Genomic DNA, 26,644 nt, shown 5'->3' on the forward strand with positions numbered 1-26,644 from the left:
CGCCGCCTACACTAGGTGGCAACCGAATCCTCTGATCGAGATACAGTTGTGATCGAAAAACTGCGTAACATCGCCATCATCGCCCACGTTGACCATGGTAAAACCACCCTGGTCGACAAACTGCTGCGCCAGTCCGGCACCCTGGAACGTAACGAGCTCAACGACGAGCGCGTCATGGACTCCAACGACCAGGAAAAAGAGCGCGGCATTACCATTCTGGCGAAAAACACCGCCATCAACTGGAACGGCTACCACATCAACATCGTCGACACCCCCGGCCACGCCGACTTCGGTGGCGAGGTTGAGCGTGTAATGTCGATGGTCGACTCGGTGCTGCTGCTGGTCGATGCCCAGGACGGCCCGATGCCGCAAACCCGCTTCGTGACTAAAAAAGCCTTCGAAGCAGGCCTGAAGCCAATCGTCGTGATCAACAAGGTTGACCGTCCGGGCGCGCGTCCTGACTGGGTTCTGGACCAGATCTTCGACCTGTTCGACAACCTCGGTGCCACCGACGAACAGCTGGACTTCAAAGTCGTCTACGCCTCGGCCCTGAACGGCATCGCCGGTCTGGACCACACCGAAATGGGCGAAGACATGACCGCCCTGTACCAGTCGATCGTCGACAACGTACCGGCGCCGGACGTTGACCGTGAAGGCTCGTTCCAGATGCAGATCTCCGCTCTGGACTACAACAGCTTCCTGGGTGTTATCGGCGTTGGCCGTATCGCCCGTGGTCGCATCAAGCCGAACACCCCGGTGGTTGCCATCGACGTCGACGGCAAGAAGCGTAACGGCCGTATCCTGAAACTGATGGGCCACCACGGCCTGCACCGCGTTGACGTCGAAGAAGCCCAGGCTGGCGACATCGTCTGCATCAGCGGTTTCGACGAGCTGTTCATCTCCGACACCCTGTGCGCCCCGGACGCGGTAGAGGCCATGAAGCCACTGACCGTCGACGAGCCGACCGTTTCGATGACCTTCCAGGTCAACGACTCGCCGTTCTGCGGCAAGGAAGGCAAGTTCGTCACCAGCCGCAACATCAAGGACCGTCTGGACAAGGAGCTGCTGTACAACGTGGCCCTGCGCGTTCAGGAAACCGATTCCCCTGACAAGTTCAAGGTATCGGGCCGTGGTGAGCTGCACCTGTCGGTGCTGATCGAAACCATGCGCCGTGAAGGCTTCGAGATGGCCGTAGGCCGTCCTGAAGTGATCATCCGCGAAGTCGGCGGCGTGAAGCAGGAACCGTTCGAAAACGTCACCATCGACATCCCTGAAGAATCCCAGGGCAAGGTCATGGAAGAGATGGGCCTGCGTAAAGGCGACCTGACCAACATGGTTCCGGATGGCAAGGGCCGTGTGCGCCTTGAGTACAACATCCCGGCCCGTGGCCTGATCGGTTTCCGTAACCAGTTCCTGACCCTGACCAACGGTGCAGGCATCCTGACCTCGATCTTCGATCGCTACGACACCATGAAGTCGGGCCAGATGTCCGGCCGTCTGAACGGCGTTCTGGTTTCGGTCGAAACCGGCAAGGCCCTGACCTACTCGCTGGAAACCCTGCAGGCGCGCGGCAAGCTGTTCGTCGAGCACGGCCAGGAGATCTACAACGGTCAGATCATCGGCCTGAACAGCCGCGACAACGACCTGGGCGTGAACCCGACCAAAGGCAAGAAGCTCGACAACATGCGTGCTTCGGGCAAAGACGAAGTCATCGCCCTGGTACCGCCAGTTCGCCACACCCTCGAGCAGGCCCTGGAATTCATCCAGGACGACGAGCTGTGCGAAGTGACGCCGAAGTCGATCCGTCTGCGCAAGAAGATCCTGGACGAAGGCGAGCGTACCCGCGCTGCCAAGAAAGCCAAGAACTGAGTCATTAGTTCAGGCTGAATGAAAACGCCCCCGGTCGAAAGGCCGGGGGCGTTTTTGTTTGTCTTGCCGGGCCGCAAAAAGCATCGCCGGCAAGCCGGCTCCTACAGGGGGTGCGTGCTTCTGTAGGAGCCGGCTTGCCGGCGATAGGGCCAGTGCATGCTAGCGCCCGACCACCTTGGGCTTGTACGCACAATACCCCGGCCGCGGCCCGACCTTGGGGTGGTTGCGGCAGGTGTCCGGGCGCTTGTCGTAGATGGTGCACAGGCGGCTCTTGCGATCCAGGTACATGCAGTCATCGTTGCTCATCCGGGTCAGGGTGAAGATCCCCGACTTCTGGTTGAAGCGCTCGATGATGCCTTCCTTCTGCAGGCGCTTGGCCACGTTCTTCGGCGGCTCGTCCTTTTCGAACTCGTCCACCACGCCAATGCGGATCAGATCCTTGATCTTCACCTCCACCGGCAGGGTGCAGCAGGTCGAATGGCAGCCACCGCACATGTGGCTGGCATAGCGCTGCCAGGTCTCCAGGCGGTCGACTTCGGCGGCGGCGATCAGGGTCGTTTTCATTTTTTGGGGGCGAATCACGGTCTTTGGGCGCGCGATGATACCGGAGTTGTTCAAAATGTGAACAACCTTTCGCCTAATTCGCCACGGCTTGATGAAAACCGCGAACCGTCACTGTCGCTCCGTGTCAGAGCGTCTAGGCTGAACAATCTCCCTGCGCTTTCGCCTACTTGCCCGAGGATGCCGCATGTCCCAGGAAAACAAGGCCCGTGAGGCCAAAGCTCGTGATGTAGAGGTGGCGCAGTTTCGCGCCGCCGTGCTGGCCAAGCTGACCTACGCGGTCGGCAAGGACCCTGAACACGCCTTCGACCACGACTGGTTCGAAGCCATTGCCCTGGCCGCCCGCGACCACATGGTCGACCACTGGATGGACCACACCCGCCAGGCCTATCGCCGCAGCCAGAAGCGGGTGTACTACCTCTCCCTCGAATTTCTCATCGGCCGGCTGCTATACGACAGCTTGAGCAACCTCGGCTACCTGGACATCGCCCGCGAGGCGCTCGAGGGGCTGGATGTGGACCTTGAGCGCATCCGCCTGCTGGAGCCCGATGCGGCGCTGGGCAACGGTGGCCTGGGCCGCTTGGCGGCGTGCTTCATGGAAAGCATGTCGACCCTGGGCATCGCCGCCCACGGCTACGGCATCCGCTACGAGCACGGCCTGTTCCGTCAGGCGGTGGTCGATGGCTGGCAACAGGAACAGACCGAGAACTGGCTGGATTTCGGCAACCCCTGGGAGTTCGAGCGGGCCGAGGTTATCTACCCGATCAGCTTCGGCGGCAGTGTCGAGACCGTGGTCGAAACCAACGGCCAGCAGCGCCAGGTGTGGACGCCGGGCGAGACGGTGCGGGCAGTGGCCTACGACACGCCGGTGGTCGGCTGGCGCGGCTCCAGCGTCAACACCCTGCGCCTGTGGCGTGCCCGGGCGCTGGAAGAGCTGCACTTGGAGCGCTTCAACGCCGGTGACCACCTGGGCGCGGTGGCCGAAGTGGCCCGCGCCGAAAGCATCTCACGGGTGCTGTACCCGGCCGACAGCACCGAGGCCGGCCAGGAGCTGCGCCTGCGCCAGGAGTACTTCTTCGTTTCGGCGTCGCTGCAGGACCTGCTGCGCCGCCACCTGAACATGCACGACAACCTGCTCAACCTGCCCGACGCTGCGGCTATCCAGCTCAACGACACTCACCCCTCGATCGCCGTGGCCGAGTTGATGCGCCTGCTGGTGGATCAGCACGAAATCCCCTGGGACAGCGCCTGGGAACTGACCGTCGGCACCCTGGCCTACACCAACCACACGCTGCTGCCCGAGGCGCTGGAAACCTGGCCGGTGGCGCTGATGGAGCGCATGCTGCCGCGGCACATGCAGATCATCTACCTGATCAACGCCTACCATATCGACGCCCTGCGGGCGAAGGGCCTGCACGACTTCGACGTGCTGCGCGCGGTGTCGCTGATCGAAGAAGACAACGGCCGCCGGGTGCGCATGGGCAACCTGGCGTTCCTCGGCTCGCACAGCGTCAACGGCGTGTCGGCGCTGCACAGCAAGCTGATGAAGAGCACGGTGTTCGCCGAGCTGCACAAGCTCTACCCGCAGCGCATCAACAACAAGACCAACGGCATCACCTTTCGCCGCTGGCTGTACCAGGCCAACCCGCAACTCACGGCGATGCTGGTGGAGGCCCTGGGCGAGGGCGTGCTGGACGACCCCGAAGGCAAGCTCAAGGGCCTGGTGCCGTTTGCCGACAAGGCCACCTTCCGCAAGCAGTTCGCCGCCCAGCGCCTGCACAGCAAGCGCGCCCTGGCCAGCATCATCCAGGACCGCATCGGCGTCACGGTCAACCCCGAGGCGCTGTTCGACGTGCAGGTCAAGCGCATCCACGAATACAAGCGCCAGCTGCTCAACCTGCTGCACACCGTGGCGTTGTACCAGGCCATGCGCAACGACCCGAGCACCGACTGGGTGCCGCGGGTGAAGATCTTCGCCGGCAAGGCCGCGGCCAGCTACCACCAGGCCAAGCTGATCATCAAGCTGGCCAACGACATCGCCCGGGTGGTCAACAACGACCCCACGGTGCGCGGGCTGCTGAAGGTGGTGTTCCTGCCCAACTACAACGTCAGCCTGGCCGAAAGCATCATCCCGGCGGCGGATTTGTCCGAGCAGATCTCCACCGCAGGCTACGAGGCCTCCGGCACCAGCAACATGAAGTTCGCCCTCAACGGCGCGCTGACCATCGGTACCCTGGACGGCGCCAACGTCGAGATGTGCGAGCAGGTGGGTGCGGAGAACATGTTCATCTTCGGCCTGACTGCCCAGCAGGTGGGCGCCCGCGGCAAGGCCGGCGACTTCGGCGCGAATGCCGCGATCGCCGCCTCCAGCCGCCTGGGTGATGTGCTGCAGGCGATCCGCAGCGGGGTGTTCTCGCCGGACGACCCGTCGCGCTACACCGGGCTGGTGGATGGCCTGGTGGCCTACGACCGCTTCCTGCTGTGCGCCGACTTCGACGCCTACTGGGATGCCCAGCGCCGGGTCGAGGAGCTGTGGCATTCACCCCAGGACTGGTGGCGCATGGCAGTGCTCAACACCGCGCGGATGGGCTGGTTCTCGTCGGACCGGACCATTCGCGAGTACGCCAGCGAGATCTGGAAGGCGCTGGATTGAGGTGAACCCATCGCGGGGCAAGCCCGCTCCCACGGGCTGCAAGTCGTGGGAGCGGGCTTGCCCCGCGATGGGGCGCTCAGCCGACCACTGGCCAGGTCTATGCTGAACCTAACCCCTTCAAGCGAGTCTCTTTGCTCGCTAGCCCGCAACACTCCCTGTAAACTGCGGGGGTTTTTTCCCCCTATCCTTTTCGGAGCCATACATGTCCCGCGTTACCCTGAGTCGCTATCTGATTGAGCAGACCCGCAGCAACAACACCCCTGCCGATCTGCGCTTCCTGATCGAAGTGGTGGCGCGCGCATGCAAGGAGATCAGCCACCACGTGTCCAAGGGCGCCCTGGGCGGCGTGCTGGGCAGCATGGGCACCGAAAACGTGCAGGGCGAAGTGCAGAAGAAGCTCGACGTGATCTCCAACGACATCCTGCTCGAAGCCAACGAGTGGGGCGGCCATCTGGCCGGCATGGCGTCCGAAGAAATGGACAACGCCTACCAGATTCCGGGCAAGTACCCCAAAGGCGCCTACCTGCTGGTCTTCGACCCGCTGGACGGCTCGTCGAACATCGACGTCAACGTCTCGGTCGGCACCATCTTCTCGGTACTGCGTTGCCCCAACGAGTACCTGAGCCAGAACGAAACCCTGAACGAAAACGCCTTCCTGCAGCCAGGCACCCAGCAGGTCGCCGCCGGTTATGCCATCTACGGCCCGCAGACCATGCTCATTCTGACCCTGGGCAACGGCGTCAAGGGTTTCACCCTGGACCGCGAGCTGGGCAGCTTCGTGCTCACCCACGAGAACATCCGCGTGCCGGAAAGCACCGCCGAGTTCGCCATCAACATGTCCAACCAGCGCCACTGGGAAGCGCCGATCCAGCGCTACGTCGGCGAGCTGCTGGCTGGCGAGACCGGCCCGCTGAAAAAGAACTACAACATGCGCTGGATCGCCTCGATGGTGGCCGACGTGCACCGCATCCTCACCCGTGGCGGCCTGTTCATGTACCCGCGCGATGCCCGCGACCCAAGCAAGCCGGGCAAGCTGCGCCTGATGTACGAAGCCAACCCGATGTCGTTCATCATCGAACAGGCCGGCGGCGTGTCCACCGATGGTTACCAGCGCATCCTCGACATCCAGCCTGAAGGCCTGCACCAGCGTGTGTCGGTGATCCTCGGCTCGAAGGAAGAAGTGGAACGCGTCACCGCCTACCACAAGGAGTAACCCATGCTCGCACCTTGGCAGCCGTTGCTGGAATGGTGGTTCGGTTGGGGCAGCAGTGCCCAGGCCGTGGCTGACGAGAAGAACACGCTGTGGTTCGGCAAGCATCACGATGCCGAGGCCCATGCGCAGTTTGGCGACCTGGTCGAGCAAGCCCTGGCGGGCGGGCTCGACGAATGGCAGCAAAGCCCGCAGGGCTGGCTGGGCCTGTTGATTTTGCTGGACCAGCTGCCGCGCATGCTCTACCGCGACACGCCGCGCGCCTTCGACGGCGACCGGCGCGCGCAGGTGGTGGCGATGCAGGGTTTGCAGAAGGGCTGGGACTACCAGTTGCTGCCGATCCAGCGGGTGTTCGTGCTGCTGGTGCTGGAGCATGCCGAGGTGCTGGACTGGCAGAACCTGTGCGTCGAGCGCTACCAACTGTTGCTCGCCGAGCAGCCCGAGGCCAACCGCCGGTTGTTCGAAGGGTTTCTTGACTACGCCGAGCAGCACCAGCGGGTGATCGCCCGCTTCGGCCGCTTTCCGCACCGCAACCTGGTGCTGGGGCGGCCGAGCACCAGTGACGAGATGGACTTCTTGCTCGAGCCTGGGTCCAGGTTCTGAGCCCTCGGGCCTGCTGCGCAGGCCTTTCGCGACACAAGGCCGCTCCTACAGGAGATTGCGTGTCCCTGTAGGAGCGGCCTTGTGTCGCGAAAGGGCCGCAAAGCGGCCCCAGCGGTTTCAGATCCTGAAGCTGCCCACCAGGTGCTTCAACCGCTCCACCTGGCGTTCCAGGTCGGTGCAGGCACGCAAGGTGCTCTGCAGGTTCTGCACCCCTTCCTGATTCAGCGTGTTGATTTCGGTGATGTCGACATTGATCGACTCGACCACGGCCGTCTGCTCTTCGGTGGCGGTGGCCACCGACTGGTTCATGCCGTCGATCTCGCCGATGCGCTGGGTGACACTGCCCAGGCGCTCGCCGGCCTGGTTGGCGATGCCCACGCTGCGGTCGCTGTGCTGCTGGCTCTGGCCCATGGTGCTCACCGCCATCTGCGCGCCGGCCTGCAGCTCCTCGATCAGGCGTTGTACCTGCTGCGCCGAATCCTGGGTGCGGTGGGCCAGGTTGCGTACCTCGTCGGCGACCACGGCAAAACCACGCCCGGCCTCGCCAGCACGCGCTGCCTCGATGGCGGCGTTTAGCGCCAGCAGGTTGGTCTGCTGGGAGATGCCGCTGATCACATCGAGAATCTGGCCGATGTTCACCGTGTGGCCGTTCAGCGTCTCGATGTTGCCGCTGGCATCGCTGATACGCGCCGACAGCTGGTTCATCACCTCGATGGTCTCGCCGACCACCTGCTGGCCTTCCTCGGCAAGGCCCCGGGCAGCACTGGAGTGCTGCGAGGCCAGGGCGGCGTTCTGGGCGATCTCCTGGGCAGCAGCGCCCAGCTGGTTGATCGCCGCGGCCACGCTGCTGGTGCGGCTGGACTGCTGGTCGGCGTTGTGGATCGACGCGTTGGAGGCGCTGATCACCTGGCCGGCCACGGTGTTCACCTGCCCGGTAGCCGAAGCCACCTCGCGGATCGATTCGTGGATACGCTCGACAAAGCGGTTGAACGACTGCGCCAGGCTGCCGAACTCGTCCTGGGCGTGGATTTTCAGGCGCCGGGTCAGGTCGCCTTCGCCTTCGGCGATGTCATGCATGGCGCGGCCCATCACGTGCAGCGGCTCCATCAGCACGCGAATCAGCAGGCCCAGCAGGCCGATGATCACCAGCACGGCAATCAGCGTGGCCACCACCGCCGAGGTGCGCAGCTCGCCCAGCATGGCGAAGGCCGCGTCCTGGTCCAGTACCAGCGCCACGTACCAGTCCGCCGACGGCACGCCGTCGACGTGGGTGAAACTGATGAACTGCTTGCGGCCATCGACCTCGACCTCCTTCAGGCCGCTGCCGATGCGCGGGGTGTTGCCGGGGTACACATCGGCCAGTGCCTTGAGCGCCAGCTCGCCCTTGGGGTGGATGAGGATCTTGCCTTCGCCGTTGACGATGAAGGCATGGCCATGGCCGTCGAAGTCGAGGGTGTTGATCAGGTTGCTGATGGTCTGCAGGTCGGTGTCGACGCCGCTGACACCGATCACCCGGCCGGCCTGCTGCACCGGCGTTGCCAGGGTGATCACCAGCTTGCCGGCCGAGGCCGAGATGTACGGCTCGGTGACGATGGTCTGGCCGGCGGCGGTGGCCGCCTTGTACCAGCCACGTACCCGCGGGTCGTAGTCGGCGGCGCGGCTGCCCACCGGTACCGACTGCATGCTGCCGTCCTGGCCACCGAAATAGGTGAGCATGAAGTTGCTGGCGTACACCGGTAGCGCCAGGCTGCGGTCCAGGCTGGCCTTGCCCGGGCCATCGACGGCCACCTGCTGGGCGAAGGTGTTGAGCAGCTGGATGCGGCTGTCGAGCCAGTTGCGAATATTACCGGCGGTCAGGTTGCCCAAGTCCTGCAGAGTGGCCTCCGTGTCACTGCGCAGGGACTGGCGTTGTCGGTAATCGTTGAACAGCACGAAACAGGTGAAGGCAACGGCCACCACGAGGGCAGCGGCCAACAGGATCTTGTGGCTGAACTTGAGGTTCTTGGTCATTTTTGAAGGTCTGCGCACGGGCACGGAGGAGGGCGGATGCGGCAAAAGGCCACATCCTCGACGACTGTTTCGTCACGCCGGGCAAAAACATTAACCGTTTGCGCAACAGCCGACCGACGGCAGGCGACGAAAACCTCGGCGGGCAGGGAACCGAGGACCCTTTTTCCCTTCTAAGCTCCCTGCAGGCCCTCATACCTGTGTATCTACCTCCAGGAGTGTCCCTTCATGTCGTTGCGTTCCCTCGCCCTGTTGTCCTTGTGCGTCGTCCTGACCGCCTGCAGCAAGATCAACCAGGAAAACTATTCCAAGCTCAAGGCCGGCATGAACAAGGCCGAGGTCGAGCAACTGCTCGGCACGCCCACCGAGTGCTCCGGCGCACTGGGCATGAGCAGCTGCACCTGGGGTGACGAGAAGAGCTTCATCAGCGTGCAGTACGCGGCCGACAAGGTATTGATGTATTCCGGGCAGGGCCTCAAATGAGGCGTCTGCACCTGCTGCTGGGCGTGTGCCTGGTGATGCTGCTGGGTGGCTGCGCCACCTCTGCCACCGACCCGCTGGCGCCGAAGACCGCAGGTGCGGTCGACCTCAAGCGTTACCAGGGCAAGTGGTTCGAGCTGGCCCGCCTGCCGATGAAATACCAGGACGGCTGCGCCCAGGCCGAGGCCCACTACAACCTCAAGCCCGACGGTACGGTGGGGGTGCTCAACCGCTGCCGCACCCTGGGTGACGAGTGGCTGCGCGCCGAGGGCCATGCCTCCATTCAACAGCCCGGGCACACCGACAAGCTGTGGGTGGAGTTCGACAATTGGTTCACCCGCCTGGTGCCAGGTGTGGCCAGGGGTGACTACTGGATTCTCTACGTCGATGACCGCTACCGCACCGCGATTGTCGGCAGCCCCGACCGCAAGTACCTGTGGATCCTGTCGCGCACGCCGTCGATGCCGGTGTGGGAGCGCGAGAGCCTGATGTCCAAGGCCCGCCAGCAGGGTTATGACACCCGCCGGCTGATCTGGCGCACGCCCGACAAGGATATCGTCGCCCGGCATTGAAGCCTGTTGCCTGGGCCTGTGGCGCTTTGCGAGCCTGACTCTCGATAAGCCCGCGCGATGCCTGTGGGAGCGGGTTTACCCGCGAACACCGGCGAAGCCGGTGCCAAGCACCACGTCGCTTGCTTCGCGGGTAAACCCGCTCCCACAGGGCCAGGTGATCTCCTGCAACAGCGCGTCAGCCCAGCAACTGGCGCAACACCTGAGCAAACGCCCCGGCACTTTCTTCTTCCAGCCCGTGCCGCCCCTGGCGCACCACCCACTGGCCATTGACCATCACATCACGCACCTGGCGGTCGCCGCCGGCAAACAGCCAGCGGTTGAGAATGGCATCACCCTCGGCCACGGCCAGGTACGGGTCGTGCCCGTCCAGCACCAGCCAGTCGGCGCGCTTGCCCACTGCCAGCTCGCCCACCGGCTGCCCCAGCGCCTGGGCGCCGCCCAGCAGTGCCGCGTCGTACAGGGTGCGGCCGACCATCGGCTGGTCAGCGCGGTACAGCCGGTTGCGCCGCTGGTCACGCAGGCGCTGGCCGTACTCCAGCCAGCGCAGTTCCTCCACCACGCTCAACGACACATGGCTGTCCGAGCCGATGCCCATGCGCCCGCCCTGGGCCAGGTAATCCACCGCCGGGAAAATACCGTCGCCCAGGTTGGCCTCGGTGGTCAGGCACAGGCCGGCCACTGCACCGCTGCGGGCCATGGCGCGGACCTCGTCGGGTTCGGCATGGGTGGCGTGCACCAGGCACCAGCGCGGGTCGACATCGGCGTTCTCGTAGAGCCACTGCAACGGCCGCCGGCCGCTCCAGGCCAGGCAGTCATCGACCTCCTTCTGCTGCTCGGCGATGTGGATATGCACCGGGCATTGCGCATCGCTGGCGCCCAGTACGTCGGCGATCTGCCCGGGCGTTACCGCGCGCAGCGAGTGGAAGCACAGCCCCAGTTGCTGCGCCGGCTGTGCGGCAAGCAGCGGCCCGAGCTGCTGTTGCAGGCGCAGGTACTGTTCGGTGGAGTTGATGAAGCGCCGCTGGCCGTCGTTGGGCGCCTGGCCGCCAAAGCCTGAGTGGCTGTAGAGCACCGGCAGCAAAGTCAGGCCGATGCCAGTGGCGGCGGCTGCGGCGCTCAAGCGCAGCGACAATTCGGCCGGGTCGGCGTACTGGCGGCCATCCTTGTCGTGGTGCACATAGTGGAATTCGGCCACCGAGGTGTAGCCGGCCTTGAGCATCTCGATGTACAGCTGGCGGGCGATCACCTGCAACTGCCCGGGGGTGACGTTGCCGGCCAGCCGGTACATCAGCTCGCGCCAGGTCCAGAAGCTGTCGTTGGGGTTGCCGACCACTTCCGCCAGCCCTGCCATGGCCCGCTGGAAGGCGTGCGAGTGCAGGTTGGGCATGCCCGGCAGCAGCGGCCCTGCCAGGCGCTCGGCGCCCTCGGCGTCGGCATCGGCCATGATCGCCGCCAGCTGGCCGTCGGCAGCGACCTCCAGGCGGACGTTGCGGGCCCAGCCCGTGGGCAGCAGGGCGCGTTCGGCAAAATAGGCGGGCATCAGTGGTTTCCTGTTATTGTCATGCTTGTATATACATATACAGCCGTTTGCCTGCCGGGTAAACTCCGGCAAGCTACCGCTCACTCCAACCGCACAAGGACTCAACGCCGTGCCGACACCTCCTGTCTCCGCGCTGGTTGCCCAGATGGGCGAAGGGCCGGCGCCGCTCTATGCCCGGGTGAAACAGATGATCATCCAGCAGATCGAGAGCGGCAGCTGGCCGCCCCATCACCGGGTGCCCTCGGAGAGCGAGCTGGTCGCCGAGCTGGGCTTCAGCCGCATGACCATCAACCGCGCCCTGCGCGAGCTGACTGCCGAAGGCCTGTTGGTGCGCATGCAAGGCGTCGGCACCTTCGTCGCCGAGCCCAAGAGCCGCTCGGCGCTGTTCGAGGTCAACAACATCGCCGACGAAATCGCCGGGCGCGGCCACCAGCATAGCTGCCAGGTGATCAAGCTGGTCGAGGAGGCCGCCGGCTCCGAGCGCGCCCTGGCCCTGGACATGCGCGAAGGCCAGCGGGTGTTCCACTCGCTGATCGTGCACTTCGAGAATGGCGTGCCGGTGCAGATCGAAGATCGTTACGTCAACGCCAGCATCGCCCCGGACTACCTCCAGCAGGACTTCACCCGGCAGACGCCCTACGAGTACCTGTCCCGGGTGGCGCCTCTTACCGAGGGCGAGCACGTGGTCGAGGCCATCCTTGCCGAGCCTGACGAATGCCGCCTGTTGCAGATCGAGCGCGGCGAGCCGTGCCTGCTGATCCGCCGGCGCACCTGGTCAGGCCGCCAGCCGGTGACCGCCGCGCGGCTGATCCACCCCGGTTCCCGTCACCGCCTGGAAGGACGTTTCAGCAAATGAGCCAGCTGCAGTTGTTGCGCGCCAGCGATTACCCGCGCATGCCCTGGAAGAACGGTGGTGGTTTCACCGAAGAGATCACCCGCGACAGCGGCGAGGGCCTGGAAGGCTTCGGCTGGCGCCTGTCGATCGCCGATATCGAGGAGTCCGGGGGCTTTTCCAGCTTTGCCGGTTACCAGCGCATCATCAGCGTGTTGCAGGGCGACGGCATGCGCCTGCTGGTCGATGGCCAGGCAAGCCGGCCGCTGCTGGCGTTCGATGCGTTCGCCTTCAGTGGCGAAAGCCAGGTCAGTTGCAACCTGCTTGGCTCAGCCATCCGCGATTTCAACCTGATCTACGCACCGCACCGCTACCGGGCGCGGTTGCAGTGGTTCGACGGTACCAGCCGGCTGTTCAGTTCGGCGTCGACGGTGTTGTTGTTTGCTGCGAGCAGTCAGGTGGAGGTGGCGATGGCCGGGCATGAAACACAGCGACTCGGCTTGTATGACTGCCTGCGTATCGAGGGCAATGAAGCGTTGCTGGGGCTGGATGTGCAGGGGCGGTTCTGCCTGATCGAACTCATTCCAGCTTGAGATAGCCGGGGCCGCTTCGCGCCCCTTTCCGGCCGGTCCGGCGCCCCGGCAAGGCCGCTCCTACAGGAATATGCGTTCCCCCTGTAGGAGCGGCCTTGTGTCGCGAAAGGGGCGCGAAGCGGCCCCCGGTGCATTCATGAATTCGAAGGAGGGGTTCGTTAATTTTGGTTGTCCATGCTTGTACATACAAGTAAAGGTGTGTTTATCTATTCACCACGACACACCTGCCCGCGGACCACCGCCGAGGACCTTTCCCGTGACCGACAACAACAAATACCGTGACGTTGAAATCCGTGCCCCCCGTGGCAACAAGCTGACCGCCAAGAGCTGGCTGACCGAAGCGCCACTGCGCATGCTGATGAACAACCTCGACCCGCAGGTCGCGGAAAACCCGAAAGAGCTGGTGGTGTATGGCGGCATCGGCCGCGCCGCGCGCAACTGGGCGTGCTACGACAAGATCGTCGAGACCCTGACCCGCCTGGAAGACGACGAAACCCTGCTGGTGCAGTCGGGCAAGCCGGTCGGCGTGTTCAAGACCCACAGCAACGCACCGCGGGTGCTGATCGCCAACTCCAACCTGGTACCGCACTGGGCCAACTGGGAGCACTTCAACGAACTGGATGCCAAGGGCCTGGCCATGTACGGCCAGATGACCGCCGGCAGCTGGATCTACATCGGCAGCCAGGGCATCGTCCAGGGCACCTATGAAACCTTCGTCGAAGCCGGCCGCCAGCACTACGGTGGCAGCCTCAAAGGCAAGTGGGTACTGACCGCAGGCCTGGGTGGCATGGGCGGCGCCCAGCCGCTGGCCGCGACCCTGGCCGGCGCCTGCTCGCTGAACATCGAGTGCCAGCAGAGCCGCATCGACTTCCGCCTGGAAACCCGTTACGTCGACGAGCAGGCCAAGGATCTGGACGACGCCCTGGCGCGCATCGCCAAGTACACCGGCGAAGGCAAGGCGATCTCCATCGCGCTGCACGGCAACGCTGCCGAAATCCTGCCCGAGCTGGTCAAGCGTGGCGTGCGCCCGGACATGGTCACCGACCAGACCAGCGCCCACGACCCACTCAACGGTTACCTGCCTGCCGGCTGGACCTGGGAGCAGTACCGCGACCGCGCCCAGACCGAGCCGGCTGCTGTGGTCAAGGCTGCCAAGCAGTCGATGGCCGTGCATGTGCAAGCCATGCTCGACTTCCAGAAGCAGGGTATCCCGACCTTCGACTACGGCAACAACATCCGCCAGATGGCCAAGGAAGAGGGCGTGGCCAACGCCTTCGACTTCCCGGGCTTCGTGCCGGCCTACATCCGCCCGCTGTTCTGCCGCGGCATCGGCCCGTTCCGCTGGGCTGCGCTGTCGGGTGAGGCTGAAGACATCTACAAGACCGACGCCAAGGTCAAGGAACTGATCCCCGACGACGCCCACCTGCACCGCTGGCTGGACATGGCCCGCGAGCGCATCAGCTTCCAGGGCCTGCCGGCGCGTATCTGCTGGGTTGGCCTGGGCCTGCGTGCCAAGCTGGGCCTGGCGTTCAACGAAATGGTGCGCAGCGGCGAGCTGTCGGCACCGGTGGTGATCGGCCGCGACCACCTGGACTCGGGCTCGGTGTCCAGCCCCAACCGTGAGACCGAAGCCATGCGCGACGGCTCCGACGCGGTTTCCGACTGGCCGCTGCTCAATGCCCTGCTCAACACCGCAGGCGGCGCCACCTGGGTTTCGCTGCACCACGGCGGCGGCGTGGGCATGGGCTTCTCCCAGCACTCGGGCATGGTCATCGTCTGCGACGGTACCGACGAAGCTGCCGAGCGCATTGCCCGGGTGCTGACCAACGACCCGGGTACCGGCGTGATGCGTCATGCCGACGCCGGTTACGACATCGCCATCGAGTGCGCCAAGGAGCAGGGCCTGGACCTGCCGATGATCACCGGCTGATCGCTCACTTTGAGTGATACTGAACAACAAGAGGGGCCTGCGGGCCCCGACAGAATGGAGTAGCAAAGTGACCGAACTGACCCTCAAGCCCGGCACCCTGACCCTGGCCCAGCTGCGCGCGATCCACGCCGCGCCCGTGCGCCTGCAACTGGATGCCAGCGCAGCACCGGCCATCGACGCCAGCGTCGCCTGCGTCGAGCAGATCATCGCCGAAGACCGCACCGCTTATGGCATCAACACAGGTTTCGGTCTGCTCGCCTCGACCCGCATCGCCAGCCACGACCTCGAAAACCTGCAGCGCTCGCTGGTGCTGTCCCACGCTGCCGGTGTCGGCGCGCCGCTGGACGACGCCCTGGTGCGGCTGATCATGGTGCTCAAGATCAACAGCCTCAGCCGCGGCTTCTCGGGTATCCGGCGCAAGGTCATCGATGCCCTGATCGCCCTGGTCAACGCCGAAGTCTATCCGCACATCCCGCTCAAGGGCTCGGTCGGCGCCTCCGGCGACCTCGCCCCGCTGGCGCACATGTCGCTGGTACTGCTGGGTGAGGGCAAGGCAAGGTACAAGGGCCAATGGTTGTCGGCCACCGAAGCGCTGGCTGTCGCTGGCCTAGAGCCGCTGACCCTGGCCGCCAAGGAGGGCCTGGCCCTGCTCAACGGCACCCAGGCATCCACCGCCTACGCCTTGCGCGGCCTGTTCCACGCCGAAGACCTGTACGCCGCCGCCATCGCCTGTGGCGGCCTGAGCGTCGAGGCGGCCCTGGGTTCGCGCTCGCCGTTCGATGCGCGCATCCACGCCGTGCGTGGCCAGCGCGGCCAGATCGACACCGCGGCGTGCTTCCGCGACCTGTTGGGCGATTCCAGTGAAGTGTCGCTGTCGCACAAGAACTGCGACAAGGTCCAGGACCCGTACTCGCTGCGCTGCCAGCCGCAGGTCATGGGCGCCTGCCTGACCCAGATCCGCCAGGCCGCCGAGGTGCTGGGCATCGAAGCCAACGCCGTATCGGACAACCCGCTGGTGTTCGCTGCCGAAGGTGACGTGATTTCCGGCGGCAACTTCCACGCAGAGCCTGTGGCCATGGCCGCCGACAACCTCGCCCTGGCGATTGCCGAAATCGGTTCGCTGAGCGAGCGGCGCATCTCGCTGATGATGGACAAGCACATGTCCCAGCTGCCGCCGTTCCTGGTGGAAAACGGCGGGGTCAACTCCGGCTTCATGATCGCCCAGGTCACCGCTGCCGCCCTGGCCAGCGAGAACAAGGCCTTGTCGCACCCGCACAGTGTCGATAGCCTGCCGACCTCGGCCAACCAGGAAGACCACGTTTCCATGGCCCCGGCTGCTGGCAAGCGCCTGTGGGAAATGGCCGAGAACACCCGTGGCGTGCTGGCCATCGAATGGCTGGGTGCGTGTCAGGGGCTGGACCTGCGCAAGGGCCTGAAAACTTCGGCGAAGCTGGAGCAGGCGCGCCAGGCGCTGCGCCGCGAAGTGCCGCACTATGACCGCGACCGCTTCTTTGCGCCGGACATCGAGGCAGCTGTCGAGCTGCTGGCCAAGGGCAGCCTGACCGGGCTGCTGCCAGCGGGTGTCCTGCCTAGCCTCTGATGCCAACCGGGGCCGCTTTGCGGCCCTTTCGCGACACAAGGCCGCTCCTACAGGCCTGTAGGCGCGGGCTTGCCCCGCGAAAAGGGCAGCAAAGCAGCCCCATCGATCTCACGACCACAAAAACAATTCAAGGACGTGACATGCAACAAGCTCAAGGTCTCAAGCGCGGGCTAACGGCCCGCCACATCCGTTTCATGGCCCTTGGCTCTGCCATCGGCACCGGCCTGTTCTATGGTTCGGCCTCGGCCATCCAGATGGCCGGCCCGGCCGTGCTGCTGGCCTACCTGATCGGCGGCGCCGCGGTGTTCATGGTCATGCGCGCCCTCGGCGAAATGGCCGTGCACAACCCGGTGGCCGGCTCCTTCGGCCACTATGCCAGCACCTACCTCGGCCCCATGGCCGGCTTCATCCTTGGCTGGACCTATGCCTTCGAGATGGTCATCGTCGCCATCGCCGACGTTACCGCCTTCGGTATCTACATGGGCTTCTGGTTCCCCGAAGTGGCGCGCTGGGTCTGGGTGCTGGGCATCGTGTTCCTGATCGGCGGCCTCAACCTGTGCAATGTGCGGGTATTCGGCGAAATGGAGTTCTGGCTGTCGTTGCTCAAGGTCGGCGCCATCGTTGCGATGATTCTCGCCGGCCTCGGCATCATGGCCTTCGGCTTCAGCCAGGTGGGCAGCGGCCACGCTGTTGGCGTCAGCAACCTGTTCGAGCATGGGGGTTTCCTGCCCAATGGCGTGGGTGGCCTGATCGCTTCGTTCGCGGTGGTGATGTTTGCCTTTGGCGGCATCGAGATCATCGGCGTCACCGCCGGTGAAGCCAAGGACCCACAGCGGGTCATCCCCAAGGCGATCAACGCGGTGCCGCTGCGCATCCTGCTGTTCTACGTGCTGACCCTGTTCGTGCTGATGTGCCTCTACCCCTGGCCGCAGATCGGCAGCCAGGGCAGCCCGTTCGTGCAGATCTTCAGCAACCTGGGCATCGGCTCGGCGGCGGCGCTGCTCAATATCGTGGTCATTTCCGCGGCAGTCTCGGCGATCAACAGCGATATTTTCGGTGCCGGCCGCATGATGTACGGCCTGGCCCACCAGGGGCATGCGCCGCGCGGCTTCGGCCAGCTGTCCCGGCATGGCGTGCCTTGGATGACGGTGATGGTGATGGGCGCCGCGCTGCTGGTCGGGGTGCTGCTGAACTACCTGATCCCTGAAAACGTGTTCCTGCTGATTGCCTCGATCGCTACCTTCGCCACCGTGTGGGTGTGGCTGATGATCCTGGTGACCCAAGTGGCCATGCGCCGCGGCATGAGCCGTGAACAGGTGGCCGAGCTGAAGTTCCCGGTACCGTTCTGGCCTTATGGGCCGGCCATGGCCATCGCCTTCATGCTGTTCATCTTCGGCGTGCTCGGGTACTTCCCGGATACCCAGGCCGCATTGCTCGTCGGTGTCATCTGGGTGGTGTTCCTGGTGGCTTCCTACCTGCTGTGGTGCAAGCCGCGCGCAGGCAAGGGCGAGCCGGCCCGGGAACCTGCCGAGCTGCACCGCTGAAACTCAAGGAGACCGTGATGAGAACCCTCTGGCAGCACTGCCACGCCGCAACCTTGGCCGGTGGCCGCTACTCGGTCATCGAGGACGCCGCCATCGTCACCAGCGCAGGCTTGATCGAATGGATCGGCCCGCGCGACGACGTGCCACCGGTGGCCACCGACCGTATCGTCGACCTGGGCGGCGCCTGGGTCACCCCGGGGCTGATCGACTGCCACACCCACGCGGTGTTCGGCGGCAACCGCAGCGGCGAATTCGAGCAGCGCCTGCAGGGTGTGAGCTATGCCGAGATCGCCGCCCAGGGCGGCGGCATCGCCAGCACCGTGCGCGCCACCCGTGCCGCCAGCGAGGATGAGCTGTTCGCCAGCGCCCGCCAGCGCGTGCAGGCGCTGATGCGTGACGGACTGACCTGCATCGAGATCAAGTCCGGCTACGGCCTGGACCTGGCCTGCGAACGCAAGATGCTGCGGGTGGCCCGGCGCCTGGGTGAAGAGCTGCCGATCAGCGTGCGCACCACCTGCCTGGCGGCCCATGCATTGCCACCGGAATACGCAGGGCGAGCGGATGACTACATCAGCCACATCTGTGAGCAGATGCTCCCGGCACTGGCCGCCGAGGGTTTGGTGGATGCGGTGGACGCGTTCTGCGAACACCTGGCGTTCTCCCCGGCGCAGGTCGAGCGGGTATTCATCAAGGCCCATGAGCTGGGCTTGCCGGTCAAACTGCACGCCGAGCAGTTGTCGTCGCTGCACGGCTCAAGCCTTGCGGCGCGCTACCAGGCGCTGTCGGCCGACCACCTGGAGTTCATGACCGAAGAAGACGCCATCGCCATGGCCAAGGCCGGCACCGTCGCCGTGCTGCTGCCTGGCGCCTTCTACTTCTTGCGCGAGACTCAACTGCCGCCGATGGACGCGCTGCGCCGCCACGGGGTGAAGATCGCCCTGGCCAGCGACCTCAACCCGGGCACTTCGCCTGGCTTGTCGTTGCGCCTGATGCTGAACATGGGCTGCACCTTGTTCCGCATGACACCCGAAGAGGCCTTGGCCGGCGTCACCCTGCATGCCGCCACAGCGCTGGGCATGGGTGACAGCCATGGCTCGCTGGAGGAGGGCAAGGTGGCTGACTTCATCGCCTGGCAAATCGACCGCCCTGCGGACCTTGCCTACTGGCTCGGCGGCGAGTTGCCCAAGCGCGTGGTGCGCCTGGGCCATGAAATTTCCAACTGAAAGCTGCGTAGTCACAGGTGCTCCGCGCACCCTGTGGGAGCGGCTTTAGCCGCGAAGCAGGCGGCGCGGTGAATGGCACCGGCTATGCCGGTGTTCGCGGCTAAAGCCGCTCCTACAGGCCCCTGCCAAGCCAGCAAGCCATGTGCAGCCCCATGAGCGCCGACTCCCCGGCCTTGGGGCTGCAGGGTTCAACACCTGAATAGGAAGCCCGATGAACAAGGTATTGAGTTTTCACCAAGGTCGGCTGCCACTGCTGATCAGCATGCCCCACGCAGGCCTTGCCCTGACCGACGCCGTGCGCGACGGGCTGGTGGCGCCTGCTCGCTGCCTGCCGGACACCGACTGGCACATCCCGCGCCTGTACGACTTTGCCCGCGAACTGGGGGCCAGCGTGGTGGCGGCGGAGTATTCGCGTTTCGTCATCGACCTCAACCGGCCGGATGACGACAAACCTTTATATGCCGGGGCCACCACCGGGCTGTACCCGGCGACGCTGTTCGAGGGCGAGCCGCTGTTCATGGACGGGCAGGTGCCGACCGCCGATGAGCGGGCGACCTACCTAGAGCAGATATGGCGGCCTTACCACGACACGATCCGTCGTGAGTTGGCGCGGATGCGTAAGGAGTTTGGTTATGCGTTGCTGTGGGATGCGCACTCGATCCGGTCGGTGATCCCGCATCTGTTTGACGGCAAGTTGCCGGACTTCAACCTGGGGACCTTCAATGGCGCCAGTTGCGATCCGGTGTTGGCTGAGCGGCTGCAGGGCGTGTGCGCCGAGTTCCCGGCCTATACCCATGTGCTCAATGGCCGCTTCAAAGGCGGGCACATCACTCGCCACTATGGTGATCCGGCCAATCATATCCATGCAGTGCAGCTGGAGCTGGGTCAGTGCACCTACATGAATGAGGTGGAACCGTTCGATTATCGCGAGGACCTGGCACAGCCGACGCAGGTGGTGCTCAAGCGTCTGCTGGAGACGGTGCTGGCGTGGGGCGGGGAGCGGTACCGGGGTGGTTCGCGAGGGTAGGGCGGTTAACCGTGTCAGGGCTGGCAGGTGTCCGCCATGGCCCTTTCGGTGCCTGTGAAATCGAGCGCCGCGCGGGCGGCGCTCGATCTGATAGGCGCTGCAAGGGTTGTGGCGGACACCTGTAAGCCCTGACGCAATCCCAAACCATGCGCTCCCTGGCATCACGCCCCCCATCACCCCCAAAAACCCGCCGTTTCACACGGGTACATGCTCTTCGCGCGATTCAGGTTTATGATGCCCAACGGCAGATTAAATCCTCACACGGAGTGCGCAATGCAGACCCTGTACCCGCAGATCAAACCCTACGCCCGGCACGATCTGGCCGTGGAAGCGCCGCATGTGCTGTATGTCGATGAAAGCGGTTCGCCGGAAGGTCTGCCTGTGGTGTTCATCCACGGGGGGCCGGGTGCCGGTTGCGATGCCCAGAGCCGTTGCTACTTCGACCCCAACCTGTACCGCATCGTCACCTTCGACCAGCGCGGCTGCGGGCGCTCCACGCCCCACGCCAGCCTGGAGAACAACACCACCTGGCACCTGGTCGAAGACCTCGAGCGCATCCGCGAGCACCTTGGTATCGACAAGTGGGTGCTGTTCGGCGGCTCCTGGGGTTCCACCCTGGCTCTGGCCTATGCGCAAAAGCACCCCGAGCGCGTGCACGGGCTGATCCTGCGCGGCATCTTCCTGTGCCGCCCGCAGGAAATCAGCTGGTTCTACCAGGAAGGCGCCAGCCGCCTGTTCCCCGACTACTGGCAGGACTACATCGCGCCGATCCCGGCAGAGGAGCGTGGCGACCTGGTCGGCGCCTTCCACAAGCGCCTCACCGGCAACGATCAGATCGCCCAGATGCACGCGGCCAAGGCCTGGTCCACCTGGGAGGGCCGCACCGCCACGCTGCGCCCCAACCCGCTGGTGGTCGACCGCTTCTCCGAGCCGCAGCGCGCACTGTCGATCGCCCGTATCGAGTGCCACTACTTCACCAACAACGCCTTCCTCGAGCCGGACCAGCTGATCCGCGACATGCCGAAAATCGCCCACCTGCCGGCGGTGATCGTGCATGGCCGCTACGACGTGATCTGCCCGCTGGACAACGCCTGGGAACTGCACCAGGCCTGGCCCAACAGTGAGCTCAAGGTGATCCGCGACGCCGGCCACGCCGCCTCGGAGCCTGGCATCACCGACGCCCTGGTACGCGCTGCCGATCAGATGGCCCGGCGTCTGCTCGACCTGCCCCTGGAAGAAGCATGAAGGCGCTGATCCAGCGCGTGCGCGGGGCCAGGGTGGAAGTCGCCGGCGAAATCGTCGGCGCCATCGATCAGGGCTTGCTGGCGCTGGTGGCGGTGGAACCTGAAGATTCCCCCGAACATGCCGACAAGCTGTTGCACAAGCTGCTCAACTATCGGGTGTTCAGCGACGAGCAGGGCAAGATGAACCGCTCGCTCAAGGATGTCGGCGGCGGCCTGCTGCTGGTTTCGCAGTTCACCCTGGCGGCCGACACCCGCAGCGGCATGCGCCCGAGCTTCTCGACTGCAGCGCCGCCGGCCCTGGGCGCCGAATTGTTCGACTATTTGCTGGCGCAGGCGACGCGCCAGCACCCAACGGTTGCGAGCGGGCGTTTTGGCGCCGACATGCAGGTACACCTGGTCAATGATGGCCCCGTAACATTTATGTTACAAATGTGAGGTCAAAAAACCCCTTGTTTGTAGGAAAACAAGGGGTTTTGTACGATAAATAGTTGGTTCAGCCTGATGCGTTGTAACGCGACCTGCTGGATAATCGCGCGCTGCGTGAACCTGCGTTCGCAGGTTCGATCCACTTTGACACGAGCATTGTCTGGGTCCGTTTGGGGAATCATTACGCCCTCACGGGGTCCGAACAGTGCTCGCCAACCCGGCTTTGTCGCTGGCCGTTGGTTTCATGATCTGTTTTTCGGCGAGGATTGCTCGTGATTGTAAGCCCCTGTATTGCACCAAGAATCCCCGGCACCCGGCTGCGCAAGGCAGTGTTGGCTGGCGTTGCGCTGGTTGGCCTGATGAGCGCCGGCCAGCTGTGGGCATTCAATCTGGACGACGTTGCAGCCAAGGCAAAGGATCTGGCCGGCCAGAAGTACGAGGCACCGAAGAGCAACCTGCCGCCGGTGTTCCGTGACATGAAGTACGCCGACTACCAGAAGATTCACTTCCTCCAGGAAAAGGCCGAGTGGGCCAAGGACAAGACGCCGTTCAAGCTGTCCTTCTACCACCAGGGCATGCACTTCGACACGCCGGTGAAAATCAACGAAATCACCGCTAAAAAAGTCGAAGAGATCAAGTACGACCCGAGCCGCTTCGAGTTCGGCGACGTACCGCATGACGCCGAGGCCACCAAGAACCTGGGTTACGCCGGTTTCCGCGTGCTCTACCCGATCAACAAGGCCGACAAGCAGGACGAGATCATGACCCTGCTTGGCGCCAGCTACTTCCGCGTGGTCGGCAAGGGCCACCGCTATGGCCTGTCGGCCCGTGGCCTGGCCATCGACACCGCGCTGCCGTCGGGCGAAGAGTTCCCGCGCTTCCGTGAGTTCTGGATCGAAAAACCCAAGCCCAACGACAAGCACCTGGTGATCTACGCGCTGCTCGACTCGCCGCGCTCCACCGGCGCCTACAAGCTGACCCTGCGCCCGGGTGAAGACACCCTGGTCGACGTCAAGTCGCGGGTGTACCTGCGTGACCACGTCAGCCGCCTGGGTATTGCCCCGTTGACCAGCATGTTCCTGTTCGGCCCCAACCAGCCGTCCAAGGTGCAGAACTACCGCCCGGCCCTGCACGACTCCGAAGGCCTGAGCATCCATGCCGGTAACGGCGAATGGCTGTGGCGCCCGCTGAACAACCCGAAACACCTGGCCGTGAGCAACTTCAGCGTCGAAAACCCGCGTGGTTTCGGCCTGCTGCAGCGCCAGCGCGCCTTCAGCGACTTCGAAGACCTCGACGACGAGTACGAAAAGCGCCCGAGCGCCTGGATCGAGCCTAAAGGCGACTGGGGCAAAGGCACCGTCGACCTGGTAGAAATCCCGACTGCCGACGAGACCAACGACAACATCGTTGCGTTCTGGAGCCCGGAAACCCTGCCAGAGCCTGGCAAACCGTTCGAATACGACTACCGTCTGCGTTGGACCATCAAGGAAGACCAGCTGCACGCCCAGGACCTGGGCTGGGTCAAGCAGACCCTGCGCTCCAGCGGTGACGTCAAACAGGCCAACCTGATCCGTCAGCTCGATGGCAGCGTGGCCCTGCTGGTCGACTTCGTCGGCACCAACCTGGCGGCCCTGCCGGCCGACGCCAACGTGCGCAGCCAGGTCAGCACCGGCGACAACGCCGAGGTGGTCGAGAACAACCTGCGCTACAACCCAGAGACCAAAGGCTGGCGCCTGACCCTGCGGTTGAAACTCAAGGACCCGAAAAAGTCCACCGAAATGCGTGCCGCGCTGGTGCGTGACGTGCCGGTCGAGCAGCCCAAGCCTGCCAAGGAAACCAAGGCCGCAACCAAGCAGGCCCACGCCAAGGCTGAAAAAGCCAAGGCCGAGAAACCAGCCGAGCAACCAGCCGCCGATGCGGCATCCACCACCGAGGCCCCGGCCACTACTGAAAAAGTGCTGACCGAGACCTGGAGCTATCAGTTGCCTGCCGATGAGTAATTCAAGCCCAAGGCCAGAATCGCTTGGCGAATACCTGGCCCACCTGCCCCTGAGCGATGAGCAGCGCGTGGAACTCGCCAGCTGCACCTCGTTCGGCGAGCTGCACCAACGCCTGGCGGCGCATCCTGCCGCCAGCACCACCGAGGCCGTGCAGGCTTCGGTGGGTTCGCGCCTGACCGTCGGCAGCGCTGCCGAGCTTGAAGAGGCCGAGATGCTCGGCGTCGATGGCAGTGGCCGGCTGTGCCTGAAGATCGCCCCGCCGATCAAGCGCACCAAGGTCGTGCCCGAGCCGTGGCGCACCAACGTGCTGATTCGCATCTGGCGGCGCATGACCGGGCGCACCAACGCCCCGCAGCCGCCCAAGCGCGAGCTGCCGCCGGCGCGCTGGCGCACGGTCGGCTCGATCCGCCGGTATATTCTGCTGACCCTGATGATCGGCCAGACCATCGTCGCCGGCTGGTACATGAAGGGCATCCTGCCGTACCAGGGCTGGTCGTTCGTCGACCTCGACGAAATCCTCAACCAGCCGCTGTGGGACACCGTGGTGCAGGTGTGGCCGTATGCGCTGCAAACCTCCATCCTGGTGCTGTTCGGCATCCTGTTCTGCTGGGTCTCGGCGGGCTTCTGGACCGCATTGATGGGCTTTCTCGAACTCATCACCGGGCGCGACAAGTACCGCATCTCCGGTAGCAGCGCCGGCAACGAGCCGATCGCCCCCGAGGCGCGCACCGCGCTGGTGATGCCGATCTGCAACGAAGACGTGCCGCGGGTGTTCGCAGGCCTGCGCGCCACCTTCGAGTCGGTGGCCGCCAGCGGCAACCTCGACCGCTTCGACTTCTTCGTCCTCAGCGACACCAACGACCCGGATATCGCCGTTGCCGAGCAACAGGCGTGGCTGGACGTTTGCCGCGAAACCAAAGGCTTTGGCCGTATCTTCTACCGTCGCCGCCGGCGCCGGGTGAAGCGCAAGAGCGGCAACCTCGACGACTTCTGCCGTCGCTGGGGGGGCGAGTACAAGTACATGGTCGTGCTCGACGCCGACAGCGTCATGACCGGCGAATGCCTGAGCAGCCTGGTGCGCCTGATGGAGGCCAACCCGGACGCCGGCATCATCCAGACCGGCCCGAAAGCCTCGGGCATGGACACCCTGTATGCGCGCATGCAGCAGTTCGCCACCCGCGTGTACGGCCCGCTGTTCACCGCCGGCCTGCACTTCTGGCAGTTGGGCGAATCGCACTACTGGGGCCATAACGCGATCATCCGCATGAAGCCGTTCATCGAGCACTGCGCCCTGGCGCCGTTGCCGGGCAAGGGCGCGTTCGCCGGGGCCATTCTGTCCCACGACTTCGTCGAAGCCGCGCTGATGCGCCGCGCCGGCTGGGGCGTGTGGATCGCCTATGACCTGCCGGGCAGCTACGAAGAGCTGCCGCCGAACCTGCTGGACGAGCTCAAGCGCGACCGCCGCTGGTGCCACGGCAACCTGATGAACTTCCGTCTGTTCCTGGTCAAGGGCATGCACCCGGTGCACCGCGCGGTGTTCCTCACCGGTGTCATGTCGTACTTGTCGGCGCCGCTGTGGTTCCTGTTCCTGGTGCTGTCGACCGCGCTGCTGGCGACCAACACGCTGATGGAGCCGCAATACTTCATCGAGCCGTTCCAGCTGTACCCGTTGTGGCCGCAGTGGCACCCGGAAAAAGCCATCGCGCTGTTCTCCACCACCATCGTGCTGCTGTTCTTGCCCAAGCTGCTCAGCGTCATCCTGATCTGGGCCAAGGGCGCGGTGGAGTTCGGTGGGCGTTTCAAGGTCACCCTGTCGATGCTGATGGAGATGCTGTTCTCCATGCTGCTGGCGCCGGTGCGGATGATCTTCCACACCCGTTTCGTGCTGGCCGCATTCCTCGGCTGGGCCGCGACCTGGAACTCGCCGCAGCGTGACGACGACTCCACCCCGTGGAGTGAAGCGATTCGCCGGCATGGCCCGCAGACCCTGCTGGGCTTTGCCTGGGCGGCGCTGGTGGCCTGGCTGAACCCAAGCTTCCTGTGGTGGCTGGCGCCGATCGTCGGTTCGCTGCTGCTGTCGATCCCGGTATCGGTGATTTCCAGCCGCACTGGCTTGGGCCTGGCGGCCCGCGACGAGAAGCTGTTCCTCATCCCCGAGGAGTACGCCACGCCGCAGGCGCTGCTGGCCACCGACCAGTACACCCACGAGAACCGCTGGCATGCCCTGCATGACGGCTTTGTACGTGCGGTGGTCGACCCGCGGCAGAACGCCCTGGCCTGCGCCATGGCCACGGCCCGTCACGGCCAGTCGACGGCGATCGAGTCGCTGCGCGCCGAGCGCGTGGCCAAGGCGTTGGAAGTCGGGCCCAAGGGCCTGGACGGCAACACCCGCCTGGCGCTGCTGAGCGACCCGGTGGCGCTGTCGCGCCTGCACGAGCAGGTCTGGGCCGGGCATCACTCGGCGTGGATCGACCTGTGGCGCGCTTCGATCGACAACGATCCGCACTCGCCGCTGCTGCCGCTGCACCCGGAGAACGAGGCGCAGCCAGCCCTGGCTTGAGTCGCCTGGGGCCGCTATGCGGCCCTTCGCGGGTAAACCCGCTCCCACAGGTGAGGCGATTCCTGTGGGAGCGGGTTTACCCGCGAATGCCTTCATGCGGTTTTGCTGACCGTCATCAATTCGATTTTGGCCAACAAAGTCCCCCCCGGCACTAGGTCCCGGGCCCCGCA

General features: G+C 64.8%; 20 protein-coding genes and 1 pseudogene. 17 read left to right on the top strand and 4 right to left on the bottom strand.

Going from position 1 to position 26,644, the window contains the following annotated elements:
• Window positions 1-48 precede the first annotated feature (48 nt).
• Window positions 49-1,869, top strand: coding sequence for a translational GTPase TypA (gene typA / locus ACI2KK_RS08005; protein WP_217840712.1), 1,821 nt, complete (start codon window positions 49-51; stop codon window positions 1,867-1,869).
• 159 nt (window positions 1,870-2,028) lie between these two features.
• Here the strand turns inward: typA and ACI2KK_RS08010 are convergent, their stop codons facing one another.
• A complete protein-coding gene (locus ACI2KK_RS08010; RefSeq protein WP_016712459.1) occupies window positions 2,029-2,433 on the bottom strand; it encodes a YkgJ family cysteine cluster protein in 405 nt (134 codons plus the stop codon).
• A gap of 184 nt (window positions 2,434-2,617) precedes the next feature.
• Here ACI2KK_RS08010 and ACI2KK_RS08015 point away from each other — a divergent pair, with 184 nt between their 5' ends.
• The 3 genes from ACI2KK_RS08015 (at window position 2,618) to ACI2KK_RS08025 (ending at window position 6,896) form a co-directional block, all read left to right on the top strand.
• Window positions 2,618-5,083, top strand: coding sequence for a glycogen/starch/alpha-glucan phosphorylase (locus ACI2KK_RS08015; protein ID WP_404668529.1), 2,466 nt, complete (start codon window positions 2,618-2,620; stop codon window positions 5,081-5,083).
• 202 nt (window positions 5,084-5,285) lie between these two features.
• Window positions 5,286-6,296 carry a class 1 fructose-bisphosphatase gene (locus ACI2KK_RS08020; protein ID WP_217840709.1) on the top strand — a complete coding sequence of 337 codons (1,011 nt, stop codon included), beginning with the start codon at window positions 5,286-5,288 and terminating at the stop codon, window positions 6,294-6,296.
• Window positions 6,297-6,299: 3 nt separating this feature from the next.
• Window positions 6,300-6,896 (top strand): DUF924 family protein, encoded by a 597-nt coding sequence (locus ACI2KK_RS08025; RefSeq protein ID WP_404668530.1) that lies wholly within the window; start codon window positions 6,300-6,302, stop codon window positions 6,894-6,896.
• A gap of 117 nt (window positions 6,897-7,013) precedes the next feature.
• On the opposite strand, the gene ACI2KK_RS08030 is transcribed toward ACI2KK_RS08025, so the two are convergent.
• Both ACI2KK_RS08030 and ACI2KK_RS08035 read right to left on the bottom strand, forming a co-directional pair.
• The gene (locus tag ACI2KK_RS08030; protein WP_404668583.1) at window positions 7,014-7,844 is read right to left on the bottom strand and encodes a methyl-accepting chemotaxis protein; all 831 of its coding nucleotides are present in this window, start codon (window positions 7,842-7,844) and stop codon (window positions 7,014-7,016) included.
• A 24-nt stretch (window positions 7,845-7,868) separates the two neighbouring features.
• Window positions 7,869-8,906 (bottom strand): annotated as a pseudogene (locus tag ACI2KK_RS08035) (cache domain-containing protein); the annotation flags it as partial.
• Window positions 8,907-9,131: 225 nt separating this feature from the next.
• Between ACI2KK_RS08035 and bamE the strand changes: the two are divergent.
• A complete protein-coding gene (bamE, locus tag ACI2KK_RS08040; RefSeq protein ID WP_079230016.1) occupies window positions 9,132-9,386 on the top strand; it encodes an outer membrane protein assembly factor BamE in 255 nt (84 codons plus the stop codon).
• Window positions 9,383-9,955, top strand: coding sequence for a lipocalin family protein (locus ACI2KK_RS08045; protein ID WP_404668531.1), 573 nt, complete (start codon window positions 9,383-9,385; stop codon window positions 9,953-9,955). Before bamE ends, ACI2KK_RS08045 begins: the two co-directional genes overlap by 4 nt.
• 175 nt (window positions 9,956-10,130) lie before the next feature.
• Here the strand turns inward: ACI2KK_RS08045 and ACI2KK_RS08050 are convergent, their stop codons facing one another.
• On the bottom strand, window positions 10,131-11,495 hold the full coding sequence (locus ACI2KK_RS08050; RefSeq protein WP_404668532.1) for a formimidoylglutamate deiminase: 1,365 nt from the start codon (window positions 11,493-11,495) through the stop codon (window positions 10,131-10,133).
• A 145-nt stretch (window positions 11,496-11,640) separates the two neighbouring features.
• Between ACI2KK_RS08050 and hutC the strand changes: the two genes are divergently transcribed.
• The 11 genes from hutC to mdoH all read left to right on the top strand — a co-directional run bounded on the left by hutC (window position 11,641) and on the right by mdoH (window position 26,474).
• Window positions 11,641-12,351 (top strand): histidine utilization repressor, encoded by a 711-nt coding sequence (gene hutC, locus ACI2KK_RS08055; RefSeq protein ID WP_404668584.1) that lies wholly within the window; start codon window positions 11,641-11,643, stop codon window positions 12,349-12,351.
• Window positions 12,348-12,920, top strand: a complete 573-nt coding sequence (locus tag ACI2KK_RS08060; protein WP_404668533.1) for a HutD family protein — start codon at window positions 12,348-12,350, stop codon at window positions 12,918-12,920. Before hutC ends, ACI2KK_RS08060 begins: the two co-directional genes overlap by 4 nt.
• Before the next feature lie 256 nt (window positions 12,921-13,176).
• Window positions 13,177-14,850: a urocanate hydratase gene (gene hutU / locus ACI2KK_RS08065; protein WP_404668534.1), complete on the top strand. Its 1,674-nt coding sequence runs from the start codon at window positions 13,177-13,179 to the stop codon at window positions 14,848-14,850.
• A gap of 67 nt (window positions 14,851-14,917) precedes the next feature.
• On the top strand, window positions 14,918-16,450 hold the full coding sequence (hutH, locus tag ACI2KK_RS08070; protein ID WP_404668535.1) for a histidine ammonia-lyase: 1,533 nt from the start codon (window positions 14,918-14,920) through the stop codon (window positions 16,448-16,450).
• Between the two features lie 140 nt (window positions 16,451-16,590).
• Complete coding sequence (locus ACI2KK_RS08075) at window positions 16,591-17,994, top strand: amino acid permease (RefSeq protein ID WP_217840701.1); 1,404 nt, start codon at window positions 16,591-16,593, stop codon at window positions 17,992-17,994.
• Between the two features lie 17 nt (window positions 17,995-18,011).
• A complete protein-coding gene (gene hutI, locus ACI2KK_RS08080) occupies window positions 18,012-19,217 on the top strand; it encodes an imidazolonepropionase (protein ID WP_404668536.1) in 1,206 nt (401 codons plus the stop codon).
• 211 nt (window positions 19,218-19,428) lie between these two features.
• Window positions 19,429-20,244, top strand: a complete 816-nt coding sequence (hutG, locus tag ACI2KK_RS08085) for an N-formylglutamate deformylase (RefSeq protein ID WP_404668537.1) — start codon at window positions 19,429-19,431, stop codon at window positions 20,242-20,244.
• Window positions 20,245-20,517: 273 nt separating this feature from the next.
• Window positions 20,518-21,489 (top strand): prolyl aminopeptidase, encoded by a 972-nt coding sequence (gene pip, locus ACI2KK_RS08090; protein WP_217887243.1) that lies wholly within the window; start codon window positions 20,518-20,520, stop codon window positions 21,487-21,489.
• The gene (gene dtd, locus ACI2KK_RS08095) at window positions 21,486-21,923 is read left to right on the top strand and encodes a D-aminoacyl-tRNA deacylase (RefSeq protein ID WP_404668538.1); all 438 of its coding nucleotides are present in this window, start codon (window positions 21,486-21,488) and stop codon (window positions 21,921-21,923) included. The genes pip and dtd overlap by 4 nt, the downstream gene beginning before the upstream one ends.
• A 263-nt stretch (window positions 21,924-22,186) precedes the next feature.
• The gene (locus tag ACI2KK_RS08100) at window positions 22,187-23,914 is read left to right on the top strand and encodes a glucan biosynthesis protein G (protein WP_404668539.1); all 1,728 of its coding nucleotides are present in this window, start codon (window positions 22,187-22,189) and stop codon (window positions 23,912-23,914) included.
• Window positions 23,907-26,474, top strand: coding sequence for a glucans biosynthesis glucosyltransferase MdoH (gene mdoH / locus ACI2KK_RS08105; protein WP_404668540.1), 2,568 nt, complete (start codon window positions 23,907-23,909; stop codon window positions 26,472-26,474). The genes ACI2KK_RS08100 and mdoH overlap by 8 nt, the downstream gene beginning before the upstream one ends.
• The last annotated feature ends 170 nt before the right edge of the window (window positions 26,475-26,644 follow it).

Source organism: Pseudomonas sp. NPDC089406, assembly GCF_044900265.1.
GTDB lineage: Bacteria > Pseudomonadota > Gammaproteobacteria > Pseudomonadales > Pseudomonadaceae > Aquipseudomonas > Aquipseudomonas fakonensis.